This is a genomic window from Prevotella falsenii DSM 22864 = JCM 15124 (assembly GCF_000613945.1).
GTDB classification, from domain to species: Bacteria; Bacteroidota; Bacteroidia; order Bacteroidales; family Bacteroidaceae; genus Prevotella; species Prevotella falsenii.
This window is the reverse complement of the sequence record NZ_BAJY01000042.1, coordinates 1-15,602: the sequence shown is the minus strand read 5'-3', so window position 1 is coordinate 15,602 and position 15,602 is coordinate 1. Positions and strand designations below refer to the sequence as shown.

At 42.1% G+C, this 15,602-nt stretch carries 12 protein-coding genes and 1 pseudogene; 8 read left to right on the top strand and 5 right to left on the bottom strand.

All coding sequences use genetic code 11. From position 1 onward, the window contains the following. Nucleotides 1-1,050 precede the first annotated feature (1,050 nt). The 8 genes and pseudogenes from JCM15124_RS11485 (at nucleotide 1,051) to JCM15124_RS11450 (ending at nucleotide 10,776) form a co-directional block, all read left to right on the top strand. Complete coding sequence (locus JCM15124_RS11485; protein ID WP_024999515.1) at nucleotides 1,051-2,898, top strand: phosphoethanolamine transferase; 1,848 nt, start codon at nucleotides 1,051-1,053, stop codon at nucleotides 2,896-2,898. 62 nt (nucleotides 2,899-2,960) lie between these two features. Then, a pseudogene (locus tag JCM15124_RS14325) lies at nucleotides 2,961-4,063 on the top strand (acyltransferase family protein). A gap of 1 nt (nucleotide 4,064) precedes the next feature. Further along, nucleotides 4,065-5,087: an acyltransferase family protein gene (locus tag JCM15124_RS11475; protein ID WP_024999514.1), complete on the top strand. Its 1,023-nt coding sequence runs from the start codon at nucleotides 4,065-4,067 to the stop codon at nucleotides 5,085-5,087. A 4-nt stretch (nucleotides 5,088-5,091) separates the two neighbouring features. Further along, nucleotides 5,092-5,970: a decaprenyl-phosphate phosphoribosyltransferase gene (locus tag JCM15124_RS11470; protein ID WP_024999513.1), complete on the top strand. Its 879-nt coding sequence runs from the start codon at nucleotides 5,092-5,094 to the stop codon at nucleotides 5,968-5,970. A gap of 3 nt (nucleotides 5,971-5,973) precedes the next feature. Continuing rightward, nucleotides 5,974-6,936, top strand: coding sequence for an HAD-IB family phosphatase (locus tag JCM15124_RS11465; RefSeq protein ID WP_024999512.1), 963 nt, complete (start codon nucleotides 5,974-5,976; stop codon nucleotides 6,934-6,936). Nucleotides 6,937-7,023: 87 nt separating this feature from the next. Next, nucleotides 7,024-8,370, top strand: coding sequence for a DUF6080 domain-containing protein (locus JCM15124_RS11460; RefSeq protein WP_024999511.1), 1,347 nt, complete (start codon nucleotides 7,024-7,026; stop codon nucleotides 8,368-8,370). After that, complete coding sequence (locus JCM15124_RS11455; protein ID WP_024999510.1) at nucleotides 8,367-9,803, top strand: DUF6080 domain-containing protein; 1,437 nt, start codon at nucleotides 8,367-8,369, stop codon at nucleotides 9,801-9,803. Before JCM15124_RS11460 ends, JCM15124_RS11455 begins: the two co-directional genes overlap by 4 nt. Before the next feature lie 13 nt (nucleotides 9,804-9,816). Continuing rightward, entirely contained in the window at nucleotides 9,817-10,776 is a 960-nt protein-coding gene (locus JCM15124_RS11450; protein WP_024999509.1) for a glycosyltransferase, read from the top strand. Between the two features lie 133 nt (nucleotides 10,777-10,909). Here the strand turns inward: JCM15124_RS11450 and JCM15124_RS14320 are convergent, their stop codons facing one another. From JCM15124_RS14320 to JCM15124_RS11425, 5 genes are all read right to left on the bottom strand, one after another. After that, the gene (locus JCM15124_RS14320; protein WP_036885440.1) at nucleotides 10,910-12,349 is read right to left on the bottom strand and encodes a lipopolysaccharide biosynthesis protein; all 1,440 of its coding nucleotides are present in this window, start codon (nucleotides 12,347-12,349) and stop codon (nucleotides 10,910-10,912) included. 66 nt (nucleotides 12,350-12,415) lie between these two features. Next, nucleotides 12,416-12,997: a nicotinate (nicotinamide) nucleotide adenylyltransferase gene (nadD, locus tag JCM15124_RS11440; protein ID WP_024999508.1), complete on the bottom strand. Its 582-nt coding sequence runs from the start codon at nucleotides 12,995-12,997 to the stop codon at nucleotides 12,416-12,418. 7 nt (nucleotides 12,998-13,004) lie between these two features. Beyond that, complete coding sequence (gene gmk / locus JCM15124_RS11435) at nucleotides 13,005-13,577, bottom strand: guanylate kinase (RefSeq protein ID WP_024999507.1); 573 nt, start codon at nucleotides 13,575-13,577, stop codon at nucleotides 13,005-13,007. A gap of 12 nt (nucleotides 13,578-13,589) precedes the next feature. Then, on the bottom strand, nucleotides 13,590-14,468 hold the full coding sequence (locus JCM15124_RS11430) for a YicC/YloC family endoribonuclease (RefSeq protein ID WP_024999506.1): 879 nt from the start codon (nucleotides 14,466-14,468) through the stop codon (nucleotides 13,590-13,592). A gap of 114 nt (nucleotides 14,469-14,582) precedes the next feature. Next, a complete protein-coding gene (locus JCM15124_RS11425; protein ID WP_024999505.1) occupies nucleotides 14,583-14,939 on the bottom strand; it encodes a DUF6122 family protein in 357 nt (118 codons plus the stop codon). Nucleotides 14,940-15,602 lie beyond the last annotated feature (663 nt).

Here is a 15,602-nt window from a genome sequence, read left to right as displayed (position 1 = left end):
AATCAACCTTCCAATTCTCGTAAATTCATGTTTTGTCTGATTATCATTGTTTTATTGAAATAATTAGCTACCTTTGCAAAAAGCAGTGCCAACAATCGGGTTCAATAACAGGGAATATTCTCGCGGGTGATAGAGATTTCCACAGGCTGAATCGACAGCGAGTGTTGGCATCAACCCGAAGAGGCGACAAGTACACCACTATCCAACCGTATGACGCGGACTTGCCACGTGTGGCAGAACTAAGAATTAGGACGGCGGACGTAAGGAACGAATTGCCTCGCTTTTATTTTTGATAAATAAGCAACCCCTTTCTTATTTCATTTGAACAGTTGTATTTACTAATGCAAAGGTACTAATTTTAAAGCTAATCACAACAAAGATGCGTCAAGAAGGTTATTTTCATCGTTGTATTTACCAATGCAAAGACACTAATTTTAAAGCAATCGCAGCTGATACCATTTCCGATTTATTGTTCTAAAATCAAGTAAATGGGACAATAAATTTAACACAAGCTGAAAGGGTGAAATAGAGAAAAAGAGAGCAGGAAAATAGGGCTTGAAAAGTGAAAGAGCCGCTTTTGCAATGCAAAACCGTAGGTTTTACCGTGCAAAACCTACGGTTTTGGAACGCGAAAACGGCTCTTTTGCATACCGAAAAGATGACGACGGAGCAGAAAATGTGGTCTATACGCGCATAAAAGTGTTTGTTTTGTAACGTAGAAGATGTGGTTCCGCTGCACAGCACTACCCTATAAAGATACAACTGCCTATAAATAAATCACTTACAGTAGCACGTAAATAGTGGCGTTATTTGCAAATAAATAATTTGAAGTGCAGAAAAGTGCCCGTAATTTCGAAGTTAAGGCTCTTGAAATTAACACTATCGGAGTCGTTTTAACGAATATTCAGATTTTAAAGAATAGCCTTATGCAACCACCGAAAATAAAACACGCCACATTCAAAGTTGCTTATTTGCTGAAAGAAGATAATTAGGTAGTAAAACTTGATTAATCCTTTTTTTTGCCGTACCTTTGTCCCCAAAGTATAGAAAATGAATGTTTTAAACGTTGTTTCCAAAATTTCAGAGAAAGCAAGCTATCCTATCAGGAGCAATTTCTGCTTTTTCTTCTTTATGTATCTCGTTGGTATCGTTGTTTCTTATGCGGAACTTCCTGCCATTCGAGAGGACGCATCGGTATATGGAAACTTATGGCTGGAACTGTTTTTCGACCTTTATATCGTCTGCATTCTCCTTTCGCTGATACCCAAATGCGTGCGCCGTTGGGTGGTTGGAGCGTTTTATATCATCGCCTACGCCACAAGTATAGCCGACCTTTTCTGTTGGGTAAAATTCCAATCGCCCCTTAATCCATCGATGTTGCTATTGGCAGCAGAAACCGACAAGCGCGAGGCAGGCGAGTTTTTCAGCAGCTATGTCAATTCCGAAGTGCTCACGTCGAGCGTCGGATTGCTCTTGCTCATCATCGTAGTGCAGTGCTTGCTCGCAGTGTGGAATATCTACCGCAAGCGAAAAGGCATAAAATATCCACTCTTCCTAAGCATCTTAAAAGATAAAAGTGCCCATTTCATCGGGATAATCGTACTCGTTTTCTTCGTTGTTTCGGCAATTTCGTCGTTCCACAACAAGCGCGAAATGGTGCAGATGTTCTCGTTGAAAACGATTGGTGCAGTGGAACACGAACTTACGACACCCGATTGCGCAGTGTTCTACACGCCTGTTTATCGACTTATATTCAGTCTTTATGCCAACCATTTGGCAGCGCAACAAATCGAACGATTGGTAGAAGCGAAAGACCACGCGACGGTTCAGAGTTGCACTTTCGATGCAAAGAACATTGTTTTAATCATCGGCGAAAGTATGGGACCGCACCATTCGCAGCAGTATGGCTACTTTATGGAGACCACGCCACGCCAAGTTGCCTTGGAAAAATCGGGACTTCTTGTGCCTTTCAGCGATGTTGTAGCTCCGTGGAACCTTACCAGTTTTGTGTTCAAAAACGTTTTTTCGATGCACGTTGTAGGACAGAAAGGCGAGTGGTGCGACTATCCACTCTTCCCACAGCTATTCCGCAAGGCAGGCTACCACGTGTCTTTCATCACCAATCAGTTCCTTCCACAAGCCAAAGAGGCTGTCTACGACTTCAGCGGCGGCTTTTTCCTGAACCACAAGGAGTTGTCAGAGTCGATGTTCGATACACGCAATACGCGCCTGCACACATTCGACGAGGGGTTACTTGCCGACTATGACAACAAGTTGAAGGCAGAAAACAAAGAAAACAACCTAATTATATTCCACCTCATCGGCAGCCACGTGTCGTACAACCAACGCTACCCGAAAAGCCGAAAGCACTTCAGAGCCAAGGATTATGAGCAAAAACGCCCGGAACTGACGAAGCAACGCCGCTATATGTTGGCACACTACGACAATGCAATCTTGTACAACGATTCGATAGTAGACCAAATAGTGAAACGCTTTGCCAACGAAGAAGCAGTGGTTATCTATATGCCCGACCACGGCGAAGAGTGTTTTGAAGGCAAGCGAGACATTATATGTCGCAACCATTCTGCCGAGATTGATTACGATTTGGCGCGTTACGAGTTTGCAGTTCCGTTCTGGATATACTGCTCGCCAAAGTATATTGAAAAACATCCGAAGGTGTTTGAACAAATAAAGGCGGTAAGGGATAAACGCTTTATGACCGACGCTTTGCCCCATTTGCTGCTCCACTTGGCGGGAATAAAGGCAAAGGACTATCACAAAGAGTACGACATTCTGAGTCCGCAATACAACGAGAAGCGTCCGCGAATACTTAAAAACCAAATAAACTACGACGATTTGGTGGCTGAACACAAACGGAAAATGGCGATGAAACCGTAGATTTTTAAAGATTACAAGCAATAAAAATGGATAGCAACACAAATAGTTCTGCCCGCAAAGGTATGACCGACAAGATGCTGAACCGCACAGAGTGCAACATCTTGCGAGGCATTGCCATTGTCGGTATAGTGCTTCATAACTACTGCCATTGGCTTCGTCCTATTGTAAAAGAGAACGAATACCAATTCAACCAACACAATGTGGACTGGTTCAACAATGTTATGGCACACGATTTCAACGAACGCACGTTTTTCCACCTGCTATCGTTCTTTGGGCATTATGGCGTGCCCATCTTCCTTTTCCTGTCGCTTACGGCCTGGTAATGAAGTATGAAGGTGCGAGAACGCAAAGCCGTTCCGACAATAGCACTGCAAACGAACCCAATGCTTTTAGCTTTTTGCGCTACCATTGGCTGAAACTCTTCCGTATGATGATAGTTGGCTTTGCAGCTTTCATATTAATCGATGCTATGACAGAAGGACAGCACCATTACGAAGTGATGGATATTGTGGCACAAATGGGCTTGTTCAACAACCTTCTGCCCAATCCCGACGATATTATATGGCCGGGACCCTATTGGTTTTTCGGCTTAATGCTTCAGCTATACATTGTTTACCGCTTGTTCTTGTACAAAAAAGGCCGGACGCGGGTGGTGGCTTTTATCGCTGTTTGCACTATTATCGAACTATCGTGCGACCCCAACGGCGAGCCATTAAACCGCTGGCGGTACAATTTTGTCGGTGGAATGTTGCCTTTTGGTCTGGGTTTGCTCTACGCAAAGTATATGCGAGATGTGCCTTTATGCATTTACGGGGCAACGCTTATAGTCTCGTTGCTCTTCATTCGGTTTGGCAGCAACCATTTTTCAACGTGGCTTTTCGTGCCTATGTTTGTGTGTTCGGCAGGTATCAGCTTTGTTAAACTGCTTTCGTATTGGAACATGCACTATCCCAAGTACACTTTTGGAATAGCAAAAACCTTCGATTGGCTGGGCGTTATATCGGCAGCACTGTTTATTTCGCACCCCATTACACGAAAAATAATTATCCCTATATCGCGTGCTGGCGACTATTGGACGGGACTGTTGCTCTATATCATTGCTTCTATCTGTGTGGCGTGGTTGTTCAAAGAAATAATGAGGCGTGTGCCTTCACCAAAGTTGTGAAATGAAAAGAAAGGAAATAGAACTTGCAAACATTAGCCGGTTTCGTGGTGAACTGATGGGCTTAGCGATATTGTTCGTTATGCTTTTCCATGTTGGAGTGCCGCGCACGGATATGTTCTTTGGTCTTCGACGTATGGGAAACATCGGTGTCGATATGTTTTTCTTTCTTAGTGGTGTCGGACTTTGGTATTCATGGACGAAGAATGCCGATGCTATGCAGTTCCTTAGAAAACGACTTTTGCGCATTTATCCTGCGTGGCTTGTCGTGGCATCGCTGTATTACATACCCGACTTCCTCTCTGTTAGTTGGGTACAGCACAGCGGACACAGCACAAATATCATCGATTTAATCGGCGATATTGCGATAAACTGGGACTTTTGGCTGCACGATGAACTTACGTTTTGGTATATTCCGGCAGCCATGATGCTGTATTTGGTTACACCCGCCTACCTGTCGCTCATCATAAAGCACCCTACCTACCGATGGATTCCTGCACTTATGATAGCTTGGTGCGTTGTAGTGCAATATGTTTCACCTATCCACGAGACTGTTGGACACATCGAAATATTCTGGAGTCGTGTACCTATTTACTTCATCGGACTGAACTTTGGAGCGGCAGTAAAAGAGAAAAAGACATTGGAAAGCAGTTCCATTTGGCTCATATTATTGACATTTACAGGTATGCTTGCGACTTGTATCTACTTGGAACAGGCACGGCACGGACGCTTTCCGCTATTCTTGGAACGTATGCTGTATATTCCGCTCACCATAACAGGCATACTGTTGCTTTGCATCGCATTGGATAAGTGGTCTGATAAACGCCTGCACAAGGCACTTATATTCGTGGGCAGCATCAGTTTAGAGATATATTTGCTGCACAACCACTTCATACTTATCTACATCGAACAACTTGGTTGGCACTATTGGGCAAAGTTCCTTGCAACGCTTGCAATAGTTTTACCCTTTGCGTGGCTTCTGCACAAGGGAGTAGAGAAGATAACAATGAAAATCGAAAAGAGTTAGAAAAATGAAGGAAATTACCAGATTAATACGACCGCATCAGTGGATAAAGAACCTTGTTGTATTGTTTCCCATCTTCTTTGGTAGAGCTTTGGGAAACATAGAATCGCTCTACGAAGGTTGCATAACGATGATAGCATTCTCGTTTATCGCTTCTTCTATCTACTGCCTGAACGATATTGTTGATGTTGCTGACGACCGCCGCCACCCTAAAAAGTGCAATCGACCTTTAGCATCGGGCAAAATAAGCATTGCACAAGGCTATGCCATTATGGGTATTATGGTGATTTTATCGATGATTTCGCTACTTTTTCTACCCAAGCAGCGCATAGAAACGGGCGGAGTCATCGGCTTTTATTGGGCTTTGAACGTTGCTTACTGTTTGTATTTGAAGCAACACGCCATCATTGATGTTTGCATTGTGGCGTTTGGTTTCGTATTGCGTATTTTGGCAGGAGGTATGGCTACCGACATACCACTCAGCAAATGGATTGTGCTGATGACCTTCCTGCTTATGCTTTTTCTCTCGTTTGCCAAACGCCGCGACGATGTCTTGCGTATGAACGAAACAGGCGAAGCACCCAGAAAGAACACCATTCGCTACAATCTAACGTTCATTAATCAAGCCATTACCATAACGGCAAGTGTTACTTTGGTGTGCTACATAATGTACACGGTAAGCCCTGAAACGATTGCGAACTTCCATACGGAGAACCTTTATTTAACAAGCGTCTTCGTTCTCTTGGGTTTGCTGCGCTATATACAGATTGCCGTGGTGGACAAAAAAAGCGGCGACCCGACGAAAGTTATCCTCCGCGACCGTTTCATACAGTTCATTGTAATGGGCTTTGGCCTTACATTCCTTGTCATAATATATTTCTTGTAGTGTATGAAAGTATATGCCTTCGACTTTGACGGAACACTGACGAAAAAGGATACATTCGTCGAATTCATCGAATTTTCCAAAGGATTTGGAAAAGCTTTTTGGGGTTTCTTCCTGTTCTCGCCTATCCTTGTATTGATGAAACTGCGACTTTACCCGAACTGGAAAGCCAAACAACGTGTGTTCTCGTGGTTTTTCAAAGGAATGGAAATAGACGAGTTTAACAGGCTTTGCAAAGATTTTGCCACTGAAAAGCAAAGCATTATGCGGCAAAGTGGGCTGGAAACAATTCGCAAAGCATTGGACGAGGGCGACAGTGTAATTGTTATTACCGCCAGCATAGAGAACTGGGTGAAACCGTTTTTTGAGGAATTTGGTGATAAAATCAAAGTGGAAGGAACACACATAGACGTTCGGTTGGGCACCATAACAGGGCAGTTTCTTACAAAGAACTGCTATGGAAAAGAAAAAATAAAACGACTGAAGCGTGCCTTTCCATATAGAAAGGCTTACGAGCTGATAGCTTTTGGCGACAGCAAAGGCGACCGTTACTTGCTGGAAGAAGCGAATAGAAGCTATTATAAGCCTTTTCGAGGAAGAAGGAACGAAAACTACGGTGAAATCGTTCGTTTTGGCATAGTAGGCGTTTTGGCTACTGCAATGCAATATAGCATATATCTTTTGTTGATTAAATGGATAGAACCACGAATTTCTAACACCGTGGGCTATCTGCTGAGCTTTATCTTTAACTACATAGCTTCAACAAAATTCACGTTCAAAGTGAAATCTACAGCAAAGAAGGGAGCAGGTTTTACGTTTGCACACATTATTAATTATGGGCTACAAACGATTTTCCTAACTCTTTTTCTTTGGCTTGGATTGCCTAAGAACATTGCTATGATTCCTGTTTTTGGTATCTGTGTTCCCATAAACTTTATATTGGTGCGTTTGTTTCTAAAGCGGAAATAATATCGTTATATAATAAAGAGTTGCCCAACAATACTTGGAAAATATATTATAAATATGTAACTTTGCAGGCACTTTAAATAAGGAAGAATGTCTGTATTTGGTATTTTTGCAGTAAAAAAAGAAGAACGTTTATTGGCATTTGCTATGCTTTTTGTCTTCTTGGCTTTCAATGTGCTGCTCATAAGTAGCCACTTTGGCGTCTATACAATGGGTGCACATGGAGGTTTTTGGTCGTTATTCACCAAGAATTTCCGTATGTCCGGCTATGACAACTGGTCGTGGATAACCATCTCTTGTATGCGTGTCCACTTTGAAACCATTCGCCACCCGCTGTTTCTGACGCTGCTTTATCCGCTATATTGGCTGAATCACTGGCTTATAGACGCTGTAGGTATCAACTTTGCGGTATTCTTTATGGCGATAATCATTATCTTTTCAGCATTCTATTCTGTTATTTTCACCTATCGTATTTTGCGCGAGGTGCTTGAATTGCAACGAAAAGACGCCACACTGCTCACGCTTTTCCTATTCTCGTTTGGGCATATTCTGATACCTGCGATGGTTCCTGACCATTTTATAATATCGTTTATGCTGCTTACAATGACCCTTTACATTGCAGGAATACGACAGAAACAAGGCAAGCTGATTAATGTATGGCAATCGTTTCTCTTGGTATTCTTTACGGTAGGAATGGCAGTTTCCAACGCAGGGAAGACTATTTTGGCAGGTCTTTTCACAAATGGAAGAAAGTTTTTCAGCTTTAAATATCTTACTGTCGGCATCATTCTACCACTGGCTTTGCTATTTGCTATTCAGCAAATGCAGTACTATCAAGTAGAAGTTCCGCAAGAGGAAGTTACCAAAAAGATTGTAAGCAACAAGAAAAAGAAACAGCCGGGAAAGTTTGAAGCCCACACAAAGAAGCGAAATGCGTGGTTACACGCTCACACAGGGCAGGCAGCGAGCAGCGAAGGCATAGGAAAGCTAATGGACATCTCGACTTCTCGCACGGAAACACTGATTGAAAACTTCTTTGGCGAGCCTATCCAGCTGCATCAAGAATATCTTTTGAAAGATGTTTCGTGGGATCGTCCTATCTTTGTAAAGTATAGTTGGATAGTCAATTATGTTATCGAAGCACTCATTGTATTGCTGTTTGTGATTGGAGTAGTGGCGGGGTGGCATTACAAATTTATGAAAATGCTGTTATTATGGTTTGCTTGCGATTTCACATTACATATCATTATGGGCTTCGCAATTAATGAAGTGTATATCATGACAGCAGGGTGGGCTTTCATAATCCCCATTTCCATCGGCTATTTGCTGCGCATTCTTTCGCGCCAATCGCGCTTTATCTTGCGTTTAGTGTTGATTTTGCTTACAAGTTGGCTATGGATTTATAATGGTGGACAAATCATTTACTATCTTGTATGAACGCTATTGTAGGTTTTCTTAGCATAAAAAGAGAAGAACGTCTACCTGTTGGCTTGTTCTTTGTATGGCAATTACTTTTGCAAACAGTTGCCATTGCGAAGTATATGCCATTATTCGCGGAGCCATCGGGCAATTACTACAAGCAGTTTGTAGACAATTACCACCTTTCAGGCTTCGATCCGCTTACCTATTTAGTCGTTTCCGACTGGTCGTTAGTCTACGATGTGAACCGCCACCCTTTACTGGCATTCTTCTATTACCCCTTTTCTTTATTAAATCAACTGCTCATTCACGCAACAGGAATAAACTTTTCGGTTTATATTGTTGCAGCTGTTTTAATCTTCTTTTCTACTTATGGCTTTGTTCTTATGCTGAGAATACAACGCCATATTATAGGAATAGCTTCGTTCGATTCGGCAATTCTTGCTTTTATTCTTTATTCTTTTGCTCACGTTTTATTATCGAGCATAGCCCCTGACCACTTTATTCTGTCGTTGTTTATGCTTCTGCTAACGCTATATATTGCAGGAAAGCAATTGAAAGAACAGAAAGAAATGAGCATTTGGCAGACCGTTCTGCTGTTTATGCTAACTGCCGGCATCTCATTGAATAACGGTTTAAAAGTTTTTCTATGCAATTTTTTCACACGAGGAAAGCGGTTCTTCACGATAAAAAATATCTTTTTGGCTATTATTCTCCCTGCTGCAGCCATCTTTGCAATAGGCGAATGGCAGCACGAACAGTTTATTGCAGATAAAGTTAAGGCAAGTAAGGTAAAGAAGCGCAACGCTATCAGAGCTGAACGCAAAGCAATGTTCGCGGCATTTAAGGACACTACGCACATTAAAGATAGTACAAAGCAGGAACAAACTTTCCAAAAGATGTGGAAAGCGCACCGCAAAGAAGTGCTAAGAGCAGAAGCCAAGCAACCTCAAAAGGCACATTCGGGCAAGCCTGTAAGCAACAAACGCTTTCTGAATTGGACCGATGTATCTACTTCCCGTACAGAAACAATCGTAGAAAATCTATTCGGCGAATCCATACAACTACACCAAAAACACACGTTGAAAGATGTGATGACAACCCGTCCTGTGATTGTTGCCTACGATTGGATAGTCAATTATGTAGTTGAAGCATTGATTTTCCTCCTTTTCATCGTAGGAATATGGTGCGGACGCCACTCTAAATTCTTGTGGTTGTGCCTTTCTTTTGCGGCTTTGGATATAGTATTGCACATCGGATTAGGCTTTGGCATTAACGAAGTCTATATAATGACAGCCCATTGGATTTACGTTATTCCTCTTTCCATAGCGTTTTTCGTTCGCAATACTTGTGGCAGAACAAGACAAACACTACGCACACTTTTTGTTCTACTTGCAATATATCTTGCCGTTTATAATGTTTCACTGCTCGTCCGGTATCTGTATTTCTAAACTTTAAATGATTATGAAAGCAAGCGTTTCTATCGTCTTATGTACTTACAATGGTGCAAAATACATCAGAGAGCAGTTGAATTCTATCCTTGCTCAAACCTATCCGTTGCATGAAATAATTATCCAAGACGACCATTCTACCGATGAAACCGTAGAAATTCTTAAAGAATACGCTTCCCAATATAGCCAAATAAAAGTTTATATAAACCAATCCGAACACGGCGTAAATGGCAATTTCCTCTCAGCAATGCAACGGGCAACAGGCAAATACATCGCTATTTCCGACCAAGACGACATTTGGGAAACAGATAAAATAGAGAATCAGATAAACAGTATCGGCAAAAACTTGCTTTGTTCCGGGCTTTCACGCCCTTTTTCTACCGATGGTTCGTTTGCTTATTTCGACCAAAGGAAACGCAATACACACGCCATTCGTATGGTTTTCTTATGCCTTTCGGGACACACTTTGCTCTTTCGCCGTGCACTAATATCCATGCTTCCTCCTTTATCACACCCTATTTACAAATACTCTATGTACGATGCAGCCCTTTCCATAACGGCTTCTGCACACAAAAGCATCGTATTCATCGACAAAATTCTGGTTAATTTCCGTCGCCATACATCTGCAACGACTTACAGCGATTACAGCAAAAGCCTTCCATCGTGGCGCAATGCCCTATACATACTAAAGTGGGGAATTGCCCATTTCAGCGAAACGAGAAAACAAGTGCGCCCGCTCTTTGCTGCCAAACTATCGCTTTTAAACTATGTGAATGCCGATAACGAAGAAGCAAATGCAGCCAAAAAGATACTTGAATTAGAACTGCAGAACGGTATTTTGCCTTTTATGAAACTGCAATACCACTGCATAAAGAACTATAAACATCTATTCCATACCGAAGGAAAGGGATTTATCAGATTGGTTCGGGCTGCCTTTTACCCTGTTATGCAGCTACACATGTACGCTAAATAAAAAGCTGAAACGCGGCATAAAATAACTTGAATATCTTTGTTTATTAAGGTATTTAAGATTTAATACGCTTACAATTAAACAAAGAAGTGAAGTTTCTTCTTCGAATGATTAGGTCGAATACATGTCTTTACTTTTACTTTTTACGGCGCAAATAGCCAATACACTCATTGAGCATTTTAGATCCTAACAGCTTCATAACGATGAAATAAGCCACCACAGCCAAGGCTATTCGCACCAACAAAAGCACAATAAGGTTGTGAATGCCGCCCGTAGCTATATAAACCGCAGCCATAATAGCAGCCGAAACAACCATATAAGGCACTATATCGCGCAATACGTCCCACAGACGAATGGATATTTCGCGATGCGCAAAGTATTGCCAAACAAACAACCAAAGCACCGTAGCCACCGTATAGGCACTCACCATAAACACCATACCCTTGCTATGACACAACAAAACAAACAACAGCTGAACTGCAATAAGCGAAGTTGTAACCCACAAATACACATCAGACTTTCCACGACTTATCATTAAGTTCTGATATAATGTGTAGAAAGGCAGGAAAGCACCACTGATACAAAGTATGCGAAGCAGCGGAACGCTATCTATCCACTTATCGGCAATGAACACAATGATAAACTCATACGCCACCATACCTAAGCCAAACATTGCAGGAAAAGCCAAAAAAGCGGTGAAACGGAGCATTTTTCGGAATACAAGGACTTGCCTTTCACGTTCAGCTTTCACTTCTACCAATATCGGTTGCGCCACTTGCGAGGTGGTTCCCGACACCATTGTACTCGCCATTGTGTCCCATTTGAACGCCTGTGAGAAGTTTCCGACAGCGTTGGCTGTGTAAAGTCGTCCGAAAATAAACGTCAGCAGATTCTGACTGATAACGTTTACCACCGTCGTAACCAATATTTTATAGCTGAAAGAGAACATACGGCGTACAGGAGCAAAGTCTATCGTCAGTGATGGACGCCACGGAATAAGGAAAAAACGCCCCAAACCGGTCAGTGTTATATACAGTACCTGCTGCCAAGCCAAGCTCCAATAGGCGTAACCGCGCAGTGCCAGCACGATGCCCACAATGCCCGAGACAACCAAAGACGACACACGCAAAATCGTTGTCTCCTTTACCATGATGTTTTTAAACAGGTATGCCGTGGGTGCAGTGCCGATAGCAGAGAACAGTAAGGAAACAAACAGAAAGCGGGAAAGAGCTATGAGTTCTGTGTGATGGAAGAAATCGGCAATGAGCGGAGCACTGAAAAAGAGCACAATATAAGAGCACCAGCTTACGATTGTACTGAACCAAAACACAGAATTATAGTCGTTGTCGGTGGGATTTTCAAGGTTTGCAATTGCAGAAGTAAAGCCACTCTCCTGCAACGCTCCTACCACAGCTGTGAAAACGGTAAGCATTCCCATCAAACCATAGTCGGAATTAGAAAGCAAACGAGCCAGTAAGATGCCGATGAGCACGTTCAGAATTTGCATTGTACCATTGTTCAATGCTCCCCAAAACAGTCCTTTTGCTGTTTTTTCCTTTAATGTTTGCTCTGCCATTCTACCGTTGTTTTCGTACAAAAACGCATTTATTCGTTCACCTTATCCTATTTTGGGACAAGTCTTTTATTTTCCTTTATAATATTTCTCCACATCTTTTTCAATACATTCGGGCACCAAACCCTTTATGGTTTGTCCGTTTTCTATGCGCTGCCGAATATCGGTACTGCTTATATTGATAAACGGAATATCCAGAAATGTAACATTATCGAACGGCAACGTGCAGCATTTTTCAACGGTTTCATCGCTCTTTCGCGGATAAACAGCAACACGATAGTTGGCTAAAATATCTTCAGCGTGATACCATTTGTCGAACGCTTGCCAATTGTCGCCTCCTATCAGAAGGACAAATTCGTAGGTTGGAAAGTCGGCAGAAAGCCGTTGCAACGTGTCCCAAGTATAAGAAGGCTTCGGCAAACGAAACTCGTAGTCGCAGGCTACCATACCGTTTTTACCGTTCAATGCTTTTCTAACCAACTGCAAGCGTAGCGTATCGTCGAGCAGTTTGTTGTTTATTTTAAACGGATTTTGTGGAGAAACAACAAACCAAACCTCATCTAAACGGACTTCTTGCAGAAAGATTTCTGCCAGTTTTATATGTCCGTTGTGGATAGGATTGAACGAACCGCCGTATATTCCAACCTTCATTACAACCTTACGCCTCTATGAATTGCTTTATAATGTTGTAGGCTTCCTCCTTTGCCTTTGCCAAATCGTCGTTCACGATAATATGGTCGAATTTATCGGCGAAGGTCAATTCGTACTCCGCCTTTGCTATTCTGTCTTCTATTGCATCAGCCGAGTCGGTCTGTCGGCTTTCCAATCGCTTGCGAAGTTCGGCGATGGAAGGTGGCTGAATGAACAAGCTGAGTGCCTTTTCGCCGTAAAACTGCTTTATATTGCAACCGCCTTTCACATCGACATCGAAGATAACGTTTTGTCCTTTATCAGCCTGCGCTTCTACTTGGCTTTTCAATGTGCCGTAGAAACGGTCGGTATAAACTTCCTCGTATTCAAGAAACTCGTTGCTATCTATCTTCTTTTTAAACGCTTCGGGGCTTAGAAAGATGTATTCCACCCCGTCTTGCTCCGTGCCACGTGGTGCACGTGTAGTGCAACTGATAGAAAATGCCAACTTCAATTCAGGGTGTTCGTTCATCAGCCACTGCACAATGGTACTTTTACCTGCTCCTGACGGTGCTGAAAATATAATGAGTTTTCCTTGCATCTGTTGTCTTTTTTACAGTGCGTTCAGCACTTGTTCTTTTATCTGTTCCAGTTCGTCTTTCATCTTTACCACGATGTTTTGCATCTCCGCTTGATTGCTTTTAGAGCCCGTTGTGTTGATTTCGCGTCCCATCTCTTGTGCGATGAAACCGAGTTTCTTGCCCACGCCGTGCCCTTCTTCCGCCATTGTTTCCCGGAAGTACTTCAAATGGTTGGTCAGACGCTGTCGTTCCTCGCTAATATCTAATTTTTCGATATAGTAAATCAGTTCTTGCTCCAAGCGGTTCTTATCGTAATCCACCTTTGCCACTTGTTCCAAGCCTTCTATGATTTTCTCTTTTATTTTCGGAACACGGCTTTCTTCGTAGGGTTCTATACTCTTCAAAAGAGCTTCTATATTATCAATCTTTTCGTGGAATTTACGTTCAAGTGCCGCACCTTCCTGTTTGCGGAAATCCATCAAGTTTTCTATCGCTTCACGGATAGCCCCCTTTGCAACCTCCCATTCTTCTTCGTCGAGCACTTCTATTTCGGTTTTCGTTGTAACATCGGGCATTCGTAGCAACGTAGAAAACCAGTCGGAAGGCTCGGGAATACGGGTTTGTGCGGCTATATCCTTTATTTGTCGATAGTAGTTTTCTACGAGTTTGGCATTGATGGGAGCAGCGTCTAATGCTGCATCTTTCTCTATCCACAACGAGAAATCAATCTTTCCACGTTCCAAACGCTTGGCAATAGTCTGCCTGATTTGCATTTCCTTCTCTCTATACAAAGGGGCAATGCGGGTTGAAAGGTCAAGATTTTTGCTGTTTAGCGACTTTACCTCTACGCTTATTTTCTTTTCTTTGTAGGTTACGACTGCTTTACCGTAGCCCGTCATTGATAATATCATAATCCTTACGTTTTATTTATGCAAAAGTACAAAAAAGACACGAAAGCACCAAATAGCCATTACTTCCTTTTAAAATTTGCTTGCCGATAAGCTCTTATATTCTTTTAAAGTTCGTCATAGCCACAACCGCCACAAATAAAAGTCCTGCAAATCGGTGAGCATATGGAAGAACAACCCGATACCGATGGGGCGAAGCCACCATGGCAGTTTCATTTTTTCATAGGGAAGCACGCACATCAGCGCATAAATACCTACCATAAAGTAAGAATGAAGCGGGTGGAAACCAACGCTGCAACGGTACGCATTGAACATTGGTGTTGCCAGTAAATGGTCTAAATCCACAAGCATTGTTGCCAACATAATCCAAAACGCTTTCACCCTGCGTTCGCTTTTAAAGCATTGTGCAAACAGCAGAGGCGCAAGGAAATGAAGCCCATAATGAATAATGGTTCTTAATAATGCGATTGTCATTTCTTGTTTTAAATCGTTAGAAGTATGCAAATATAGTCCATTTCTTTAAGACTCCCATCGTTTTGCAGAAAAGTTAGGATATTTTTGCGTTCGATTTATTTAGACAAGGTTACTTGGAGAGCGTTCGCATCAACTGTAAATAAATCTTAATATAAAAGAACTTACACCTCCAAATGTTAATTTTGAAAATGCAAGAAATATTTGGCTGAAAAATCAGAAATAAGCATTGATAAAACGTTTTCTTTTCCGTCGATTTGCAAAAGAGCCGCTTTTGCAATGCAAAACAATAGGTTTTACCGTGCAAAACCTATGGTTTTGGAACGCAAAAACGGCTCTTTCGTAAAGCAAAAATACGTCTATATTTCCATAAAAGTGTTCGTTTTGTCGAATAAAAGTTGTTGTTTCGTTGCACAGTGTTACCCAATAAATAGATAATACGCTATGATTAAGCAACTTACAATAGCACGCAAATAACGGCATTATTTGAAAATAAATAATCCGAAGTGCAGAAAAGTGCCCGTAATTCCGCTGTTAAAGCCCCGAAAATTTAACAATAAGGGTGTTGGGTTTAGAGATATTAATACATGCGGGACGTATTAATTAAATGATGAGGGAAATTGCAAAGCAATGTTCAATTAATATTGGGCGGCACTGCGCACTATT

What these genes read in the sequence shown, in the direction of transcription:
- JCM15124_RS11485 (WP_024999515.1), top strand. Translation starts at nt 1,051, where the DNA reads ATGAATGTTTTAAACGTTGTTTCCAAAATTTCAGAGAAAGCAAGCTAT.
- JCM15124_RS11475 (WP_024999514.1), top strand. Translation starts at nt 4,065, where the DNA reads ATGAAAAGAAAGGAAATAGAACTTGCAAACATTAGCCGGTTTCGTGGT.
- JCM15124_RS11470 (WP_024999513.1), top strand. Translation starts at nt 5,092, where the DNA reads ATGAAGGAAATTACCAGATTAATACGACCGCATCAGTGGATAAAGAAC.
- JCM15124_RS11465 (WP_024999512.1), top strand. Translation starts at nt 5,974, where the DNA reads ATGAAAGTATATGCCTTCGACTTTGACGGAACACTGACGAAAAAGGAT.
- JCM15124_RS11460 (WP_024999511.1), top strand. Translation starts at nt 7,024, where the DNA reads ATGTCTGTATTTGGTATTTTTGCAGTAAAAAAAGAAGAACGTTTATTG.
- JCM15124_RS11455 (WP_024999510.1), top strand. Translation starts at nt 8,367, where the DNA reads ATGAACGCTATTGTAGGTTTTCTTAGCATAAAAAGAGAAGAACGTCTA.
- JCM15124_RS11450 (WP_024999509.1), top strand. Translation starts at nt 9,817, where the DNA reads ATGAAAGCAAGCGTTTCTATCGTCTTATGTACTTACAATGGTGCAAAA.
- JCM15124_RS14320 (WP_036885440.1), bottom strand. Translation starts at nt 12,349, where the DNA reads ATGGCAGAGCAAACATTAAAGGAAAAAACAGCAAAAGGACTGTTTTGG.
- nadD (WP_024999508.1), bottom strand. Translation starts at nt 12,997, where the DNA reads ATGAAGGTTGGAATATACGGCGGTTCGTTCAATCCTATCCACAACGGA.
- gmk (WP_024999507.1), bottom strand. Translation starts at nt 13,577, where the DNA reads ATGCAAGGAAAACTCATTATATTTTCAGCACCGTCAGGAGCAGGTAAA.
- JCM15124_RS11430 (WP_024999506.1), bottom strand. Translation starts at nt 14,468, where the DNA reads ATGATATTATCAATGACGGGCTACGGTAAAGCAGTCGTAACCTACAAA.
- JCM15124_RS11425 (WP_024999505.1), bottom strand. Translation starts at nt 14,939, where the DNA reads ATGACAATCGCATTATTAAGAACCATTATTCATTATGGGCTTCATTTC.